The sequence below is a fragment of the Vibrio sp. TH_r3 genome (assembly GCF_033101115.1).
In the GTDB taxonomy this organism is placed as follows: domain Bacteria; phylum Pseudomonadota; class Gammaproteobacteria; order Enterobacterales; family Vibrionaceae; genus Vibrio.
Genome location: NZ_JAWMPW010000013.1, coordinates 16,687 through 33,312 on the forward strand (window position 1 = coordinate 16,687; position 16,626 = coordinate 33,312).

General features: G+C 36.5%; 12 protein-coding genes. 2 read left to right on the top strand and 10 right to left on the bottom strand.

Features of this window, described 5'->3' with window-relative positions; translation table 11 throughout:
* Positions 1 to 11 precede the first annotated feature (11 nt).
* The 7 genes from R3X26_RS11875 to R3X26_RS11905 form a co-directional block, all read right to left on the bottom strand.
* Positions 12 to 1,292 carry a TRAP transporter large permease gene (locus R3X26_RS11875; protein WP_317717535.1) on the bottom strand — a complete coding sequence of 427 codons (1,281 nt, stop codon included), beginning with the start codon at positions 1,290 to 1,292 and terminating at the stop codon, positions 12 to 14.
* A complete protein-coding gene (locus tag R3X26_RS11880) occupies positions 1,283 to 1,810 on the bottom strand; it encodes a TRAP transporter small permease (protein ID WP_317717536.1) in 528 nt (175 codons plus the stop codon). Before R3X26_RS11880 ends, R3X26_RS11875 begins: the two co-directional genes overlap by 10 nt.
* A 55-nt stretch (positions 1,811 to 1,865) precedes the next feature.
* Complete coding sequence (locus tag R3X26_RS11885) at positions 1,866 to 2,834, bottom strand: TRAP transporter substrate-binding protein (RefSeq protein WP_317717537.1); 969 nt, start codon at positions 2,832 to 2,834, stop codon at positions 1,866 to 1,868.
* Between the two features lie 58 nt (positions 2,835 to 2,892).
* Positions 2,893 to 4,206: an FAD-dependent oxidoreductase gene (locus tag R3X26_RS11890; protein ID WP_317717538.1), complete on the bottom strand. Its 1,314-nt coding sequence runs from the start codon at positions 4,204 to 4,206 to the stop codon at positions 2,893 to 2,895.
* 12 nt (positions 4,207 to 4,218) lie between these two features.
* Positions 4,219 to 5,175: a hypothetical protein gene (locus R3X26_RS11895; RefSeq protein ID WP_317717539.1), complete on the bottom strand. Its 957-nt coding sequence runs from the start codon at positions 5,173 to 5,175 to the stop codon at positions 4,219 to 4,221.
* 198 nt (positions 5,176 to 5,373) lie between these two features.
* On the bottom strand, positions 5,374 to 6,513 hold the full coding sequence (locus R3X26_RS11900) for an EAL domain-containing protein (RefSeq protein WP_317717540.1): 1,140 nt from the start codon (positions 6,511 to 6,513) through the stop codon (positions 5,374 to 5,376).
* A gap of 326 nt (positions 6,514 to 6,839) precedes the next feature.
* Entirely contained in the window at positions 6,840 to 8,114 is a 1,275-nt protein-coding gene (locus R3X26_RS11905) for an ABC transporter substrate-binding protein (RefSeq protein WP_317717541.1), read from the bottom strand.
* A 367-nt stretch (positions 8,115 to 8,481) separates the two neighbouring features.
* Here R3X26_RS11905 and R3X26_RS11910 point away from each other — a divergent pair, with 367 nt between their 5' ends.
* Positions 8,482 to 10,497 (top strand): cellulase family glycosylhydrolase, encoded by a 2,016-nt coding sequence (locus tag R3X26_RS11910; protein ID WP_317717542.1) that lies wholly within the window; start codon positions 8,482 to 8,484, stop codon positions 10,495 to 10,497.
* A gap of 87 nt (positions 10,498 to 10,584) precedes the next feature.
* Positions 10,585 to 11,508 carry a sugar phosphate isomerase/epimerase family protein gene (locus R3X26_RS11915; RefSeq protein WP_317717543.1) on the top strand — a complete coding sequence of 308 codons (924 nt, stop codon included), beginning with the start codon at positions 10,585 to 10,587 and terminating at the stop codon, positions 11,506 to 11,508.
* A 419-nt stretch (positions 11,509 to 11,927) separates the two neighbouring features.
* Here R3X26_RS11915 and manA read toward each other — a convergent pair whose 3' ends face one another.
* From manA to R3X26_RS11930, 3 genes are all read right to left on the bottom strand, one after another.
* Positions 11,928 to 13,115 (bottom strand): mannose-6-phosphate isomerase, class I, encoded by a 1,188-nt coding sequence (gene manA, locus R3X26_RS11920; RefSeq protein WP_317717544.1) that lies wholly within the window; start codon positions 13,113 to 13,115, stop codon positions 11,928 to 11,930.
* Positions 13,116 to 13,124: 9 nt separating this feature from the next.
* Positions 13,125 to 15,050: a methyl-accepting chemotaxis protein gene (locus tag R3X26_RS11925; RefSeq protein WP_317717545.1), complete on the bottom strand. Its 1,926-nt coding sequence runs from the start codon at positions 15,048 to 15,050 to the stop codon at positions 13,125 to 13,127.
* Between the two features lie 177 nt (positions 15,051 to 15,227).
* Entirely contained in the window at positions 15,228 to 16,526 is a 1,299-nt protein-coding gene (locus tag R3X26_RS11930; protein WP_317717546.1) for a carbohydrate porin, read from the bottom strand.
* Between the last annotated feature and the right edge of the window lie 100 nt (positions 16,527 to 16,626).

Genomic DNA, 16,626 nt, shown 5'->3' on the forward strand with positions numbered 1-16,626 from the left:
GCCATGAAGTTCTAAAATACTAAACTAGGTAGCCATAACGAAAATGCTGGTACATACGTTAATATAAGTAGAAACAAGAATAAAGGAATGTAAAACAATTTTATTCCTGAAAACATCTGATTATAGCTTACATTAGCGACCCCCATCATAACAAACAACAACACACCAAAAGGGGGAGTTATCGTACCAATCAATAAATTGATGATGACAATTAAGCCGAAATGTACAGGATCGATACCCAACGTTATTATAACCGGCATTAATATCGGTACCGTTATTAACAAAATAGCAGTGGTATCCAGCAAGCATCCAAGTATGATTAATGCAATATTAATCAATAATAGTATCACCATTGGATTATCGCTTATTCCAGTAAGGAATTCAGCTAAAGCATGAGGGATCCCAAGCAAAGCCAAAATCGCACTAAATGGGACAGCAGCGGCAATAATAAACACCAAAGCACCACAAGTTACGCATGTTTGCTTAGCTGCTTCCAATAACTTATTTAACGTAAGCTCTCTATATACTGCGCCTAGAATGATGGAGTACGCTACGGTTAAAGCTCCTAATTCAGTTGGAGTTGCAACACCGGTCAATATGCCAGCAATCAGTAAAACAGGAGCCATCAAAGGTAAAAAGCCCTCTTTGAATGCTGCCCACACTTGTTTAACTGGTTGACGCTCAAACTCCGGGCAATATACTTTTCCTGTACGTGCTAGATAATAAATTGTTAGCATCAAAACTAAGGCCATCGATAAGCCAGGAATAATACCGGCAACAAACAGCTCAGGAATAGAAGTACCAGATAACACAGAATAGATAATCATTATTCCGCTTGGAGGAATAATGGGCCCAATAATAGAAGAGGCAGCGGTTATTGCCGCGCTAAATTCAGGGGAAAAACCAGCCTTTGTCATTGCTTTGACTTCTACTGTTCCTAACCCTGCGGCATCAGCTTGCGCAACACCCGACATTCCAGAAAAAATAACACTCGCAATGACATTCACATGCGCTAGACTTCCTCGAATATGTCCGACTAGTGCTAAAGCAAAATTGAATATTTTTTCTGCCAAACCTCCAAAATTTAGCAGGTTACCGGCAAAAATGAATAATGGTATTGCAAGTAATACATAACTATCTATTCCAACACTCATCCTTTGTACGACTATAGAAATGGGCAATGAGGGTTCGATCGTGATAAATATAATTGCCGATAATGGTAGCGCAAAGGCTATAGGCAAACCAATTAAACCTAAAAAAAGCAAAATTAAAAACAATACAATTATTGACATGAGCTCACCTCACTAGAGACCAAGTATAATTTCGAGCATTCATTTACAATATTATTGATACTCGTCATCAATAGTGAAAGTGTTGATATCATCAAAGGTATCGAATAAAAATAAGATTTAGGAAGTTTTATTGGTAATGCAACGGTTTTCATTCTTGATTCAATTGGAATAATATCCATTAAAGAAATAGCCATAATTACAAGCAATGAAACCATAAGGCCATTAACAATAATTTCAATAAGGTGTGTAATTTTTCGGTTGTTTTTGACCAGGATAAAAATGGCATCAATTCGGATATGACTATTTTTTTTCCATGCATAAGATGCAGATATAAAAACGAGCCAAATAAAGGCATAAGTTAATGCTTCTTCAATCCATGCTATTGGCGCATCAAAAAAAGTTCGCATGATAACCTGGCACAAAATACCCAACACGGTAAATGTCAAACAAGACAGTGCTAAAGTCATCTCGAGCTTACCAATCCCATCGATTAATTTATTAAACATAGATATCAACATAATTCCACCAAAGGAAAGTGGCAGCCGTACTGAGTCGTGCTGCCTTGTATAGTTATTAACGAACCGACTTAATCGTGTCCCATGTACCTTTTGGCCAAAGCCCTTCTTTTTCCATTTCGTAAGCCGCGTTAGATGACATCTTTATCAACGGTAATCGATCAATTGTGGTTACTTTTGCGCCCTCACTGATCATTTTTTGTTTAACCTTATTGCTGTCAATTTGAGCTTCTTCTCTTAACCAAGTAATCGCTTCTAGCGCAGCTTTTTCTACTACTGCTTGATTTTTACTCGATAACTGTTGAAATGACTGCTCATTGATAGAAATATTTGCAGCAGAAAATACATGGTTAGTTTCAGTAATATATGGGGCGGCTATATGAAACTTTTGAGACATAGCGCCACTATAATCTGCCTCCGCCGCTTCTACGAGTCCACTATTCAGGGATAAAAAGACTTCTGACCAATCAACTTGAGTGGGTTGCGCTCCCATTGCTTGCCAAAATCGGAGATAGGTAGTGATCTGCGGAACCCGAATTTTTAATTTATTGATTGCATCAACATCCTTAACAGGATTAGTCGAAAACATAACGCGAGCCTGATCTGGACCAGCCGCTAAAATACGAATATTAACCGCTGATATAAGTTCATCATTCCAGTGACTAAACGATTCACTGGCAAAGAATTTATCCATATGCTCCCTGTCATCGAAAGTTAACCCCCAACTTAATATCCCAAATTCTGGAACATATTCACTATAATATTCAGGTCGAGTAAAATTTATGTCCACCGTTCCCAACATCTGCTGTTGTATTACTTGAGGTGCCGTGCCCATAGCGTTCCCTCGGATAAGATTCACATCGAGTTCACCATTAGAGTATTTTTCAATCTTGTCTGCTAGCTGGATAGACATTCTATCTAAAAGAGATCCTACCGCTTCAGACCCAGCAATTATTAATTTCTCAGCATTCGCGAATGAAGGAAGTAACGCAGCGATTAGTGTCGCTACCAATAAATGTTTTTTCATTTTTATTCCTTAATAATTATTTGTAGTTTGGTACATAGGCAAAAATATAAGTAAGCACTTACACAGACACACCTTGTTTCACTAGAGCAGTTCGAATATTTTTGTAATTTGTTTTTCTAACTAATGACTTATCTTGATTAGCGATAGCGGCGCATACTCCTGCTCCTTGTCCGATATTTAGACAGATAGCCATTGCTCTAAAATTAGAATGTGCGACGTGACTCCCCCCAATAGAACGGCCAGCAAGAAGTAAATTCTCGATGGCTAACGGAACAATCGATCCCATGGGAATGGTGTATTTTTTCTTTTGATTAAATTCATTTTGCTTGCCATTTGCATCCAGGCCGGCACCTTCAATATTATGGATATCGAAATTGAAATAACATTTGGTAGCAATCCAATCATCAAATACTCGCGCTTCACTAATATCTTGCTCGGTAATCGCATACTCTGTTTCAAAATGACGAGTTTCTCGCACGCCTATCATGGATGCGGTACGATAAATTCGACATTTTTCATACCCTGGAGCGTATTTCTGAAGAAACGTAATTATTTTTTCAACTTGCAAGCGCAATTTAACTTCTGCGTTGGAAATTTGTTTGTCATCCGTCCCATTAACGCCAGTAATATTGGTCATATTAACCGTAACAATACCTTCAACAGTTGACGGATAGAGTAAGACATGACCCATTGGATTTTCAAAATACTCATGGGCGAGATCTTGAATTTTTCCTTTTGGTACTTCGATGTTATCTTCAAATTCACCCGGGAAAATAGCACGTTCATAATCAACGCCTGAAACCTGCAACATTAATGTTACGGGCTGCATAGCTTCATCATTCTCTCGGCCAAGTTGATAAGGAACACCAGCTTTAGCCGCAACATCGCCATCCCCTGTCGCATCAATGATTTTTTTTGCTAACACCGCATGTCGTCCTGACTTGTTTTCTACAATGACACCATTCAAGACATTACCTTCCATCACTACGTCACAAATTTGTGTATAAAACATTATTTCAACGTCATGTTCTTTTAGCATTTTCATCATCGTCAAACTGAGTTTCTCATGATCAATAATGAACTTGGATTTCAAGACTTTGTCACCAAAATAGTGATAATCTTTTTCTGCTACTTGCGCTGCGCTGAGCAATTTATCCAATACCGGACCTTCACTGTCTCCGGTCCAATGACTCATTAAACCCGCTGTCGCCATCCCTCCTATGATATTATTTCGTTCAATAAGCACGACCTTTTGCCCTGCTTTGGCTGCCCCCATAGCAGCGCCAAAACCTGACGGTCCTCCTCCACATATAAGTACATCGCATTCTCGGCTTACCGGAATAGTTCGTTGTGGTTCTATTACACTTTTCATAAATCTCTCACGTTAAATAAAATGATAACTATCTGTCTCTCTATACTTTTTCCCAAAAGGTATATAAGACAATGCTTCTTCTTGTTTGAAATAATCGTTTGTTGGGTTCATTGGTTCCAAACAAACAGCTCCGTGAACAGTGCTTATACTGTTTCCCAAAGCGGTTGGATGATTAGTTGTATAAAGCTGCAATGCTGGTTTGGTAGTGGTTATCGCTAAATTTGCTTTTGCGCTAGAATGGCTAAGAACAACAGCATGTTCTTTAGTTTTGTTCAGTAAATAGCAATGATTAAATCCTGAATTTTTTTTAAGTCGTTTTGATAGCACGGAGGGCTTGGTCGTTGCTAAAGCTTTTAATTCAATTAATCGTTCATTCTCATCTTCTATATTAGAAACGGTAGGCATAGGGATATTATCTTTATCTGTATCAACTACTTGATTCGCATCAACCAATACCCAGTGGTTATAAATATTTTTCTCTCCGACTAAATTAAAATAGCAATGATTTGTCATATTCATCCACATTTCTGTGTTTGAATCAGCCTCATAAGTAATATTAAGACCAGAGTTAGTTAACTCAAAAATCACATAGACAAAAATAACCTCATTATTCAGTCGATTGCTATCTGTAAGCATTAGCTTTAATACACTGTCCTGATAAAACACCAGTGTCCAAAATTTTTTATCATAACCATTTTTTCCACTATGAAGACTATGAGAACCATAATTTTTATCCAGTTGAACTGACTTATTAGTAAGGAGAATTTCTCCATCGCGTACGATATTGGCCAGAGGACCAATTGTTGCGTTTTGATACCCTGTACATGTTAGATATTCACTAATATTGGTCATGGACATGACTATGTTGTGGCCTTTAGCAACACCAAATTCATGCAATCTTGCGCCATAATTCAAAATAGTGGCGTGAATGCCACTAGGATGCCGCAAATAATATTTCTTAAATTCCATGTTATTCCATCGCACTTCGTATCTATAATAGATACATTAATTTAAATGAAAATATTGTCAATGGCAGTGGATACAGTACTTAGAATTCTTTGATATAGGTCTACTTATTACATGGGTATTAATTAAGAAATGTGAACTATAGATATCTTTATTTAGATAAATAGATATAAAAGTTAGGTTGGAAAGGTATTTTTAAGTTCATGTATGGTGCTCTAGCCATTCATTGAACTTTGAATAGGGTACTGGTTTTAAGTAGCGATATCCCTGCCCAACTTGACAACCAGCATGCTCTAAAATCTCTTGCTGTTCTTTTGTTTCTATGCCTTCAGCAACAACTTCAATATCATAATTGTTGGCTAACATAATAATAGAAAGAACCATTTTCTTATCTTGTTCACTGTCCTCCAAATTCTGAATAAAACTCCGATCAATTTTTAATTGAGATGCTGGAAGTAAGCGCAATTGGCTCAAAGCAGAATAACCTGTTCCAAAATCATCTAAAGAAAAAGTTACTCCTAAATCTTTGCACTTATACATTGTAGCCTCCAAACGTTTATGGTCAGAAATATACGACGTTTCTGTTAACTCTATTTTCAAATATGCTGGATTAACAGTGGGATAATGAGCTAAAGTTCTTTGTAAACGACCAAAAAAATCATCTTGTTGAAGATGAAATGGCGTAATATTCACACTAATAATTAATTCATCATCACGTTTAGAAAGTGTTTTAAGTGCGGAGTTTATAACCCATTCGCCGAGTTTTATATCTAATAAGTTATTAGTAAGTATATAAATAAACTTATCTGGAGACATAAAACCCTTTCTAGGGTGATGCCACCTGACTAAAGCTTCTGCGCCAATTATTCGTTTAGAACAAAGTTCAATCTGAGGTTGATAATACAATTCCAACTCTTCATTCTGCAGTGCTTTGGTAAACTCAGCAGCTAATTGTTGACGTTCTACTCTCTCCGCTTGCTGGATATGCTGAAATATCACGTAGTCACTATCTATATTTTGACCACTTTCCAACAATGATTGAAAATAATAATTTTTAGAATAGTCAACAAACGTTTTAGGGATAGCTTGTTCTTGAATATTTTTCTTACGAAAAAATATCAATGTTGTCGATAACAAGCTGAGCGCAATAATAAGCAACATGATAGGGTTGACTCTAAAATCTTCAAGTATTTCTATGAGATAATCAGATGCACCAAGGGCATTAAAATATGCAATCATAGTAACCAATCCGACTAAAGCCAATAAAGCGACTATAATATTGAATACCAAACATATTTCTTGTCGATATTTGCGGAGCTCATACAGATTTTTGTCAAACATTGTTCTCTATTTCATCTCATTGTCATACTGAATTATCACCGCTAAGATTATAAATATAAGAAACCCTTTCGGATAAAAAAAAGAATAGTACAAACGACATCCACCAGAGTACAATGACCATTGTGAATATTGGGCATGTAATATATTCATGACTTAATTTATTTATATATAACAATAAGTTAAAATTAAAAAATTATAGATTACATAAAAAATATAATTCATCCTAATTCTAAAACATCCATTAATATAAAAGTCGCTTCTTATTGAAACGACTTATCATGCCTAACAACGTAAGTGAAGTAAGGGGCATATTTATGTAATTTATACTATTTCATAACGCGTTTTTTAGCTCGGTTCCAACGTGAATCAAGCTTTTCAAGTGCACGTTCAAAGTCTTGAGACATCATCACATCTTGAATATAACCACCAGAGTAAAAATCAATCTTTGATCGGTTTGTTACTTCTATAAAAGTAGAAGAGGACGTTGGCGTTTGAATTACAATTGGCTCATAACTCATATATTCTGTCAACTGAGGTAAGGCTGGTTGCTTAGACTTAATTGGAGGAATAAATCCTGCCACCTCATCAAAGTCAGAACCTTCTAGCAAAAATTTAAGATAAGCTTTTGCTGTTTCTTTGTTATTAGAGTGTTTACTAACAGCATAACCCCAATCATGGTTCATTTGCGCTTTAAGCTGACCCGAATTATCTGAAGGAATAGGCATAAATCCGATATTTTCTGGATCTGCTCCAGCGGTAATAACTTGCGGAATCACCCAATTTCCAAGGTAATACATAGCAGCTTTACCATTAGCTATCATATTCTTAGAATCTTCCCAAGAATTAGTCATGAGATCCTGCTCAGTCCAACCGTTATCTATCAAGGTTTTAAGCACTTTTAAAGACTGGGTGTATGCAGTATTACCTGAAAAAGCGTTATCTTGTGTTAACATTTTTTCGTAAACACCGTCATTACCCTCTACGAGTATTGGGAATTTATCCCATTGCTGTAATGGCCACTGAGCACCGAAATTAATATAAAAAGGAATAGAACCATTCGCTTTTATCTTACCCGCAGCAGCATAGAGGTCATCTAAAGTTTTTAAAGGAACTTCTACCCCAGCTTCTTTTAATACATCCTTATTATAAACTAATCCTTCTACTGAATTACCCATGGATATGCCATACACTTTATCTTGAGTTTTCCATGCATCGTAAAAATAGACTTCATCTTCCGTATAAAGGTCATTCAGTGGTTCGTAAAAATTATCATATTGTTTTTTCGGCACTGAAGGTAAAATAAGCACCAAATCACCATAGTCTCCAGTATTCATTCTAGGGCGAATGCCATCAGAATAATCAGCGAAGGCAACAACTTTCACTTCTTTTACATTTGGATAAAGTTTCTTAAATTCTTCTTCATAACGATCATAAACACCGCGTTGAACTAAATCCGTACGGTTAGAAAAAAATGTAATCGTGCCTTTTACTTCTTCTTTGTTAATACCATCGGTGACATCAGCTTGCGCAAAGCTGGAAGCGCCCATCATAATTGACGCAACTACAAGAGTTTGAGTGATATTAGGTAAAAAATTTTTCATTTTTATTCCTTTATGTATTGAACAACATTATGTAAACATTTCGTATAGGGACAACTTATACAATAACGTTACGATTTTGTTTTTGCGAATTAACTTTAACTATTACGTGAAATTGATCACTTAATATTTCATGTTCATTTGATATCAAAAAACTAAAAATAAAATTAATACCTTATAAATCAAATTGTTAACTATAAATAATTTGATTGCATTCATAAATACCTTGTATTTTATTTCATGTGACATTTATCACATTATGTTAATCAAGTTGATCGGACACTCAAAATAGTAACGTTACCATTTATCATATTGGATATCTGTTGCATTATTATTGGGCATAAAATAGAACAACTAGGAATCGAACAGAATGAACAGATCGACACAGATTAAAATAGCAGCCTTATCATCACTCATTATGCTCATAGCTGGATGCAGTAGCACACACTCGACATCGCCGGATCATTCCTTGATAAAAAATGATTCAATGAACGAATTTGTTACCCAAAAAGGCACAAACTTATACTTAAATAGCAAAGTGTTTAGATTCTCTGGAACAAATAACTATTATATGCACTATAAGCCTAACGATATGATTGTATCAGTCTTAGACGATGCCCAAGAACTTGGTCTTAACGCCATTCGGATTTGGGGGTTCATGGAGGGTATTAGTCATAATCATACCATGCAACCGGACGCTGGAAAATTCACTCCTCCAGCAGGAGTAAAAAGCGCTCTAGAAAGATTAGATTTTACAATTTCAGAAGCAAAAAAAAGAGGGATCCGAGTTGTTATCGCACTCACTAACAACTGGGGAGACTTTGGAGGTATGCAACAATATGTAGATTGGTTTGGTGGTCAACATCACGACGACTTTTATAAAAACCCAGAAATAAAAGAGACCTTCAAAGCATACGCCAAACACCTTATCACTCATACCAACCAATATACTGGTATTCCACTCAATCAAGATCCAACGATAATGACATGGGAGCTAGCTAATGAACCTAGAGCTCAGTCAGACAAGTCTGGGCAGTTGCTGTATAGCTGGACTAAAGAAATGAGTGAATACGTTAATGAACTTGCCCCAAACCAACTTATTGCTCTCGGCTCTGAAGGATTTATGAATCGTCCAGGAGATGAAGATTGGGCATATAACGGTAATGAAGGTGTTGATTGGGAGAGAATTTTAACTTTGCCAAACATCAACTACGGGACCGTACACCTATATCCTGAACATTGGGGGAAACATAACGCAGAACAATGGGGAACCCAATGGTTAATAGATCATGCAGAATCGGCTAAAAACGCAAACAAGCCAGTTGTTCTCGAAGAATATGGTATTGGAAAAAATGAACCTCAGAATCGTGATTTCATTTATGAAAAGTGGACTAACACCGCTTATGAATATGGTTACGCTGGCAGCATGTTCTGGATATTAACAGGCGATGAAAACGGATCTCCAAACGGCCTTTATCCTGATTATGATGGATTTAGAATTATTAACGATGGCGGTAGAACTAGCAAAATTATACAACGTCACTCGAGGGAAATGCGCGGTTTGTCTATCGAAAAGATGGATCAAGCTTATATCACGTTTCCAGTTGACGGAATGAAAATAACTAAACCGAGCTTTACCGCAAGTAGCTATATACTGAATTATAACCAAAATATAGATAAAGTTATTTTACGAACGCCAACAGGCAATATAGAAATGACAAACAAAAATAATGATGGTTATTACACAGCAAAACTTAAAACAGAAAAAATAGGTTACGGAGAAAAGAAACTCATTACCGTTGCGACACTCGACAACGGAAAACGTATTACTGACAAAATCACCGTGAAATTCGAAAGACCTATAAAAGGTTATGAAAGAGGCACATTTTTTGATTTTACTGATGGGGACACCAAAGGTTGGATAAAAGAAGGGACTTGGCAAGCTAGTTGGAAAAACCCTGCTCTTGAAGTGAGTCACGATCTTGGCAAACCAATGTTAAAGCTCAATATTGTTTGGTCAGGTAAAAATGATTGGGAAGAATTAAAGATGCGCAATATGCGAATCAATAAATTTAACCAACATGCAAAACTCGCCTATGACTTGTATATTCCTGTTAATGATAGTGATAAAGGTGGGGTTCGTCCTTATGCAGCACTTGGTGATGGTTGGGTAAAATTAGATACAGACAAACATCGACAATCGGTCTCTGAACTAGACAAAATAACTATAAATGGAAGTCAGTTCTACAAGCAACATATTGAAATAAATTTAGGCAATATCGAAGGAAAACTTCCTGATGTCTTTCTTTGTATCGTTGGTGATAAGCTCGCGTTAGACGGAGCTGTTTATTTAGATAATATAGAGTTCTTAAAACCAATCTACTAATTTTCATGTAAAACACTATCCAGGAGATCAGTACAACTCTGATCTTCTTCTTTTCGATCGAATAAACTTCACAGTAAGGAAAACTAAATGGTAACTAACGAAAAAATTAAACTTGGGCTGTCACAATGGTCGTTTCATCGAGCTTTTTTTGGCAACAGTAGAGATAACTACGAGCAATTTATCGCTGATCTGCACTCTAAAACCCCACAAAAGATTTTAAAAGGAGAAATGGATGAGAATGGCTTAATTCAAGTCGCGCAGAAGTTGGATGTGAAAATCATCGACTTAGTTAATATTCTATTTATGTCTCATTTAGAAGATGATTTATGGTTAAAACAATGGAGAAATAACGCTGAGAAAAATGGTGTCTCTTTCAACTGCCTAATGTGCGATGAAATAGGGAATCTAGGAGCATCCTCAGAAAGAGAAAGAACAACGGCTATCGAATTACATAAAAAATGGATAAACACAGCTGCGAAACTAGGCTGCAACATGGTTAGAGTGAACGCTTATGGAGATGGAACATATTTGAACCAGTTAGAAAAAAATACTAAAAGCCTCATTTCATTAGCAGCCCATGCTCAGCCATTGAATATAAATATCGTAGTTGAAAACCATGGCCATCCTTCAAGTAATGGCGCATGGCTGGCAATGCTAATGGAAAACGTGTCACTCGACAATGTCGGTGTCTATTTGGATTTTGATAATTTTTTTATGGGAGGATGGAATCATAATCCTAAGCGTCTATACGACCGTGACCAAGGAATGCATGATCTTGCTCCTTACACATTAGGCGCCAGCGCTAAGTCTTATCATTTCAATAATGCTGGAGAAGAAACAACCGTAGATTTCAATAAGTGTATCAACATTCTAATTAAGAACGGATTCACTGGAGTTATTGCCGCTGAATTTGAAGGTGACGTTATGTCTGAATATGAAGGAACACAAGCCACTCTTAAACTACTAGAAAAAACACTAAGTCACCCAAAAAATTATAGTAATTCAATCTAATAATTAATAACACTAGATATTCATTGTCTACAAACATGTATAGAAGGTTATGGATTAAACTTTCATCAAGTATGGCAATATCAGCGATAAACCGCGGTAGATTTACAGTAGAAATGCCAACTATATCAGGTCTAAAGGAGAATGGCTTAATATTGTGCCAGATGAATGGAATTTAGTTACTTGGAGACTCTCCGCACCAATACAAGCGATTCAAGTAAGTGAACTCGGTTTTCAACTATATGGAGACAAGGAAGGCTCTGCATTAAATCCCCCCCAATGTTCATTGACAATGTTATTTTTAATACTGAGTTGACCCGTTGAACTAAAACAAAAAAGACCGTTGCATTATACAAACTACGGTCTTTGATATTTCAATCTAATCGATGAATTTTGGTTACAGGTTTACAGTGAAAATTATATTAATTAAATATACTTGAAGTTCTGTAAAGCACCACATCAGAGTGAGCAAGCATAGAATTTACTTCCCCTGGTCTCTGATAAAAGGCACTACCAGCATTAGAAAAATGTTGTTGATTATCAAGCTTTAATTCACCACTGAGAACAAACCAAATACAAGCCCCACAATGCTCAGGTGTCACCAAGCGCTCACCAGCATTCAAAATATACTCTCTCAGTTGAAAATCTCGAACCGGGACAGAAAAATCAATGGAACGGTTATCTATTCTTACAGGTTGAACGGTTTCCGGTATCACATGTTCAAAATTGATGACCTTAAGTAGCTCGCTAATATCAACATGCTTAGAAGTCAATCCACCTCGAAGCACATTATCCGAATTAGCCATCAATTCTATGTTTTGCCCTTCTAAGTAAGCATGAGGTATACCCGCATCCTGAAAAACCACTTTACCCTTTGGTACATACATCAGGTTAAGGATAAAGATCATTAATAAGCCTGGTTCTCTTTCTTGTCCTAATTTTTCAGCGCGAAGTGCCGACCGCATAAACCAGAATAAAGGATCACTTTTGGACAATTCATTCTGTTTATAGGCATTACGGTACCTTTCAACTACTGGATTAACAATTATACCCAGTTCTTGTTTAGATAAATCAAAAATAAATGAGACAAACTGACGCAAACCTTTCTCTTTGTAAATACTAGCAAGTGGAACAAGCTCTTTTATTTTCTGCAACTGTTCTGCAACAGAACTCGCTTCACGAAAACCATGCAAAAGATAGAAATCAGATAATGCTAACATCAACTCAGGCTTATGGTTATCATCCCTATAGTTTCTTTGATTTATGGGAACACGAGCTTGATTTTCTTTAGCGAACCCTGCACGGGCTTGCTCTAAGCTAGGGTGAACCTGAATAGATAAAGGCTGTTTTACATCTAGAATTTTAAAAAGATATGGTAATCTATTTCCGTAAGTATTTAGTGATCGTTGACCTAGTCGATGCTCTGGATTCTGCTTTATCCAATCTGACAGTAATGAACCATCAACTAACTGTGCAGACCCATTTGCATGATCCCCTAGCCATAATTCAGCCAAAGGCTTATCCTGATTAGCATCTATACCTGTTAGCATTTTGATGTAGTGATAACCACCCCAATCAAAATTCTGAAGCGCACCTTTAATTTCTAACATAATTTTTCCTCATACCGCTAGGCTCCTTAAGTTTGAACCCGGCAATTGACTTTTGCTTGTTTTAAATTGATTAAGTTCTTTTTTCTGTTCAGATGAAAGGCAGGCTAATTTTTCACTGTTTGTATTCACCTCATCAAGTTTTGTTAAACTTGATCTAAATGCCGATGCTATTTGATTTAATGATGCAGATATCTCGGAACATGCCATATATTGTTCATTCGTCGATTGCGAAATCAGCTCAGACTCATCTGTTAACTGATCAATATGTGTACTAATTGTATCCATTGACTGCTGAGAGCGTTCTACATGAATAATATTTTCATCCATCTTTATCTCACATTCATTGATATGTTGTACCGCACTCTTACTAACAACTTGAAGTTGAGATATCATTTTATGAATTTCCTCGGTGGCTTCAGAGGTTCTTGCTGCCAATATACCAACTTCATTAGCTACAACAGCAAAACCTCTCCCAGACTCACCGGCACGAGCAGCCTCTATAGATGCGTTCAGAGCCAATAGATTAGTTTGATTCGCTATATCTCCAATGACATCTATTATCTGGCTAATTTCTAAACTTCTACTCGATACTTTAGTAATAACTTGACTGCTTTCATTAAGCTTCTTTTTTAAAATTTCACTTCCACTTGTATTTTTGGCTAGTGATCGCCGACCAACCTCAGCTAGCTCTTCTATATTCAAACTATGATTCAAGCACGATTTAGTTGCACCTTGAACTTGTCGACTAACCATTTCTAGCTCTTCAATAGCACTAGCTATCGTCTCTATAGATAACATTTGCTTATCATTAAGCTCTTTAACTTCTGAGGTAAGTAACGAGTTAACATTACTTTGCTCATAAATATTCTGACTATTTGTCTTTATATCTTCGACAAGAGAACGGTTCACGGATATAACATGTGCTAATCGATTCGTTAGCTCAGAAAACTCTTTGGACCAACCATTTATTTTTACCATTTGGGTATAATCGCCATTAGCCAAGCCATTAATAATTTTCAAACTATAATTAATCGGCTTATTGATTTTTTTCGCTAAATAAAGCCCAACACAGGTGACTAATAGTGAGCATGAAATCAATACAATAATTTGTAACGTCATTACGTTATGCAATAAACGAGCAATTGATTTTTGATAACTTAGGCTCTTTATGTCAGCAGATCTCAATAATACCGCAACTTCTTGATTTAACTTTTTATTTTGGTTGAAAATTTTATTTACATAAGATTCAATTTGTAATTCATTCTTACGTAGTTCTAATAACAATTTTGGCAGACTCTTTTCTCCGAACATCAAATGTTCAAATGCCTCAATTGCGTTTAAGTAGTCTCTCTCGTTATTCAACAGAGGAAACTCTTCTAACAAATAGGCTTGATCATCTAATAACGGTTCTTTTTGTATCAACAAAAAATCTAAGTTCTTTGTGACGTTATCTATTGAGGTTAAAAAGAAAGTACGCGTTAATAGATCAACCGAGGCATCGCGCTTTTGAGAAAAAGATTCAATATCTTTCTTCAGAAAATCATCTTCAAGAGTTATTCTTCTCGAGACTTTACTTAAAATTCGTTCTGACGTATCAACTTGATTACTTAATTCGTTTCTCAGCTGATAGAGTTTCTTTTGTTGACTAATAACAATGTCGTGGATGATGAAAGCCTCTTTGGCAAATTGAATAAACAAAGCAACATCATCTTTTAAGGTATCTAACTCTTTATCATCATAGAAGTTAGTTGTTAGAGGATTAATGATTTTTTTTTGTAAAATTTCCAACTCTTTAAACGTTTCTTCTTGGGCTTTTTTTGCTTCTGATAACGTTTTAGTTCTAAGACTTTCTGCAATTAAAAGCTGTGCGTTTTTAACGTCTTCTCTTAAATCGCCGATAAAACTATTTAGGTGCTTAGTTTCTAAAAAAGCCATCTCTATTTTCTTTTCTGCTTGATTCGTCTGAAAAACCGCAACACCATTTGAAGCAGCGAAAGCCAATAAAATAATGATAAATGCTAAGATAATTTGAACAACAACTCTCATTACATACTCCTCTCAAACAGAAACGGTGAGAGCACGTCTGCTCTCACACATTCAACTAAACGCTGTTTAAAACCAAACTTCAGCTTGAACACCAAAGTTAAGTACATCGGTTGCTCCGCCCCGGGTGTAACCTGAATCTAACTTACTAGACGCATCTCCATCCCATTGTGCGTAAGTTGCAAATACACGAATTTGAGGGCGTGCCCAAAAACCAGTCTCTAACATGATTGTTGGTGCAATTGTCGCTTTAAAGAGACCACCTTCTGCCCCTCCGTCTTTTTTCTCATCAATATATTCATAACCCACTTCGTATTGCATCGCGAAGTTATCGGTAATTTGGTTGTGAGGACGAACACCCGCTGCCCATATGTCGCGATCTGAACCAGTTGATGAACTCCAATCAGTCCAAGGGTTATAATCTGAATCTGTTTGATAAAACGCAAAAGTTGATACTTCCCAGTTATCAGCAACGTTTGCTAATCCATCAAATACAATACGTGTGGATTTAGTATCTTCATGGTTAGCAAATCCCCAGCCATTCTTACCTAAAGAATCACCCGCCGCTAAGCCTTGTCCATACTGGGCAACGATTCGAGAGTAACCGCCAGTTAATCCATAAAAACCATCAAAACTATACATAGCTGTTAGACCAACGCCATCTTCAGCGGCACCTTGGTGCCAACTATGTTCATTCATCTTATGTCCTACAAACTGGACATCTAGCCCAGTTCCAGCAATACCTTTGAGCCATAAGTTAAAAGACAAGTCATCTGAAAACCCTTGTTCATCGCTATCGGAAGGGGCTTCATCATTTCGATCGCTAGGCATAAATGCATACATACCTATATCCATTTTGGCGAAACCGATATCAATTTTATCTACCCCACCCCCTGTTCCGTTATATTGAACATATTCCCAATCATATTGATGGTTTGATGTATTAGAACTGCTGTATCGCTTACCTGCCCAAAACACAGAATCTGGAGCAAACGGTAAATTACCCATTTCGACATAACCTTCACGGAATTGAGCATCATGCCCATCACCATCGACACAATTCCAATCAGAAGTACAGTTAGTTTCATGAGTTAAGTTGGCTCGAAACTTAGCCCAGACACCTGAGTCTGTAGTAAATTTTACTGTGGGCAAAAGTTCAATTTTTGTATTTTGTTCATTACCCAAACGGAATTTTCCGTAATTGGTGAATAAACCTAATGAGTTCGAACGATTTCCATCTCCGTTAAGCAAAAGTCCACTTTTAACATAACCATGCATTTCAAAATCTGTGTTTGCTGCCATGGCAGACATAGAAGAGAGAACAAGCATTGCTAAAGTTGATTTTATAAAGACTGTTTTTTTCATCATTAAATACTTCTCATCGTTAGAGTTTATATTTTTCCATTTATATTCTTCGTAAAACTAAAAATACAAATGCCCTTAGAAGAAAGCCATACTACACCCAAAC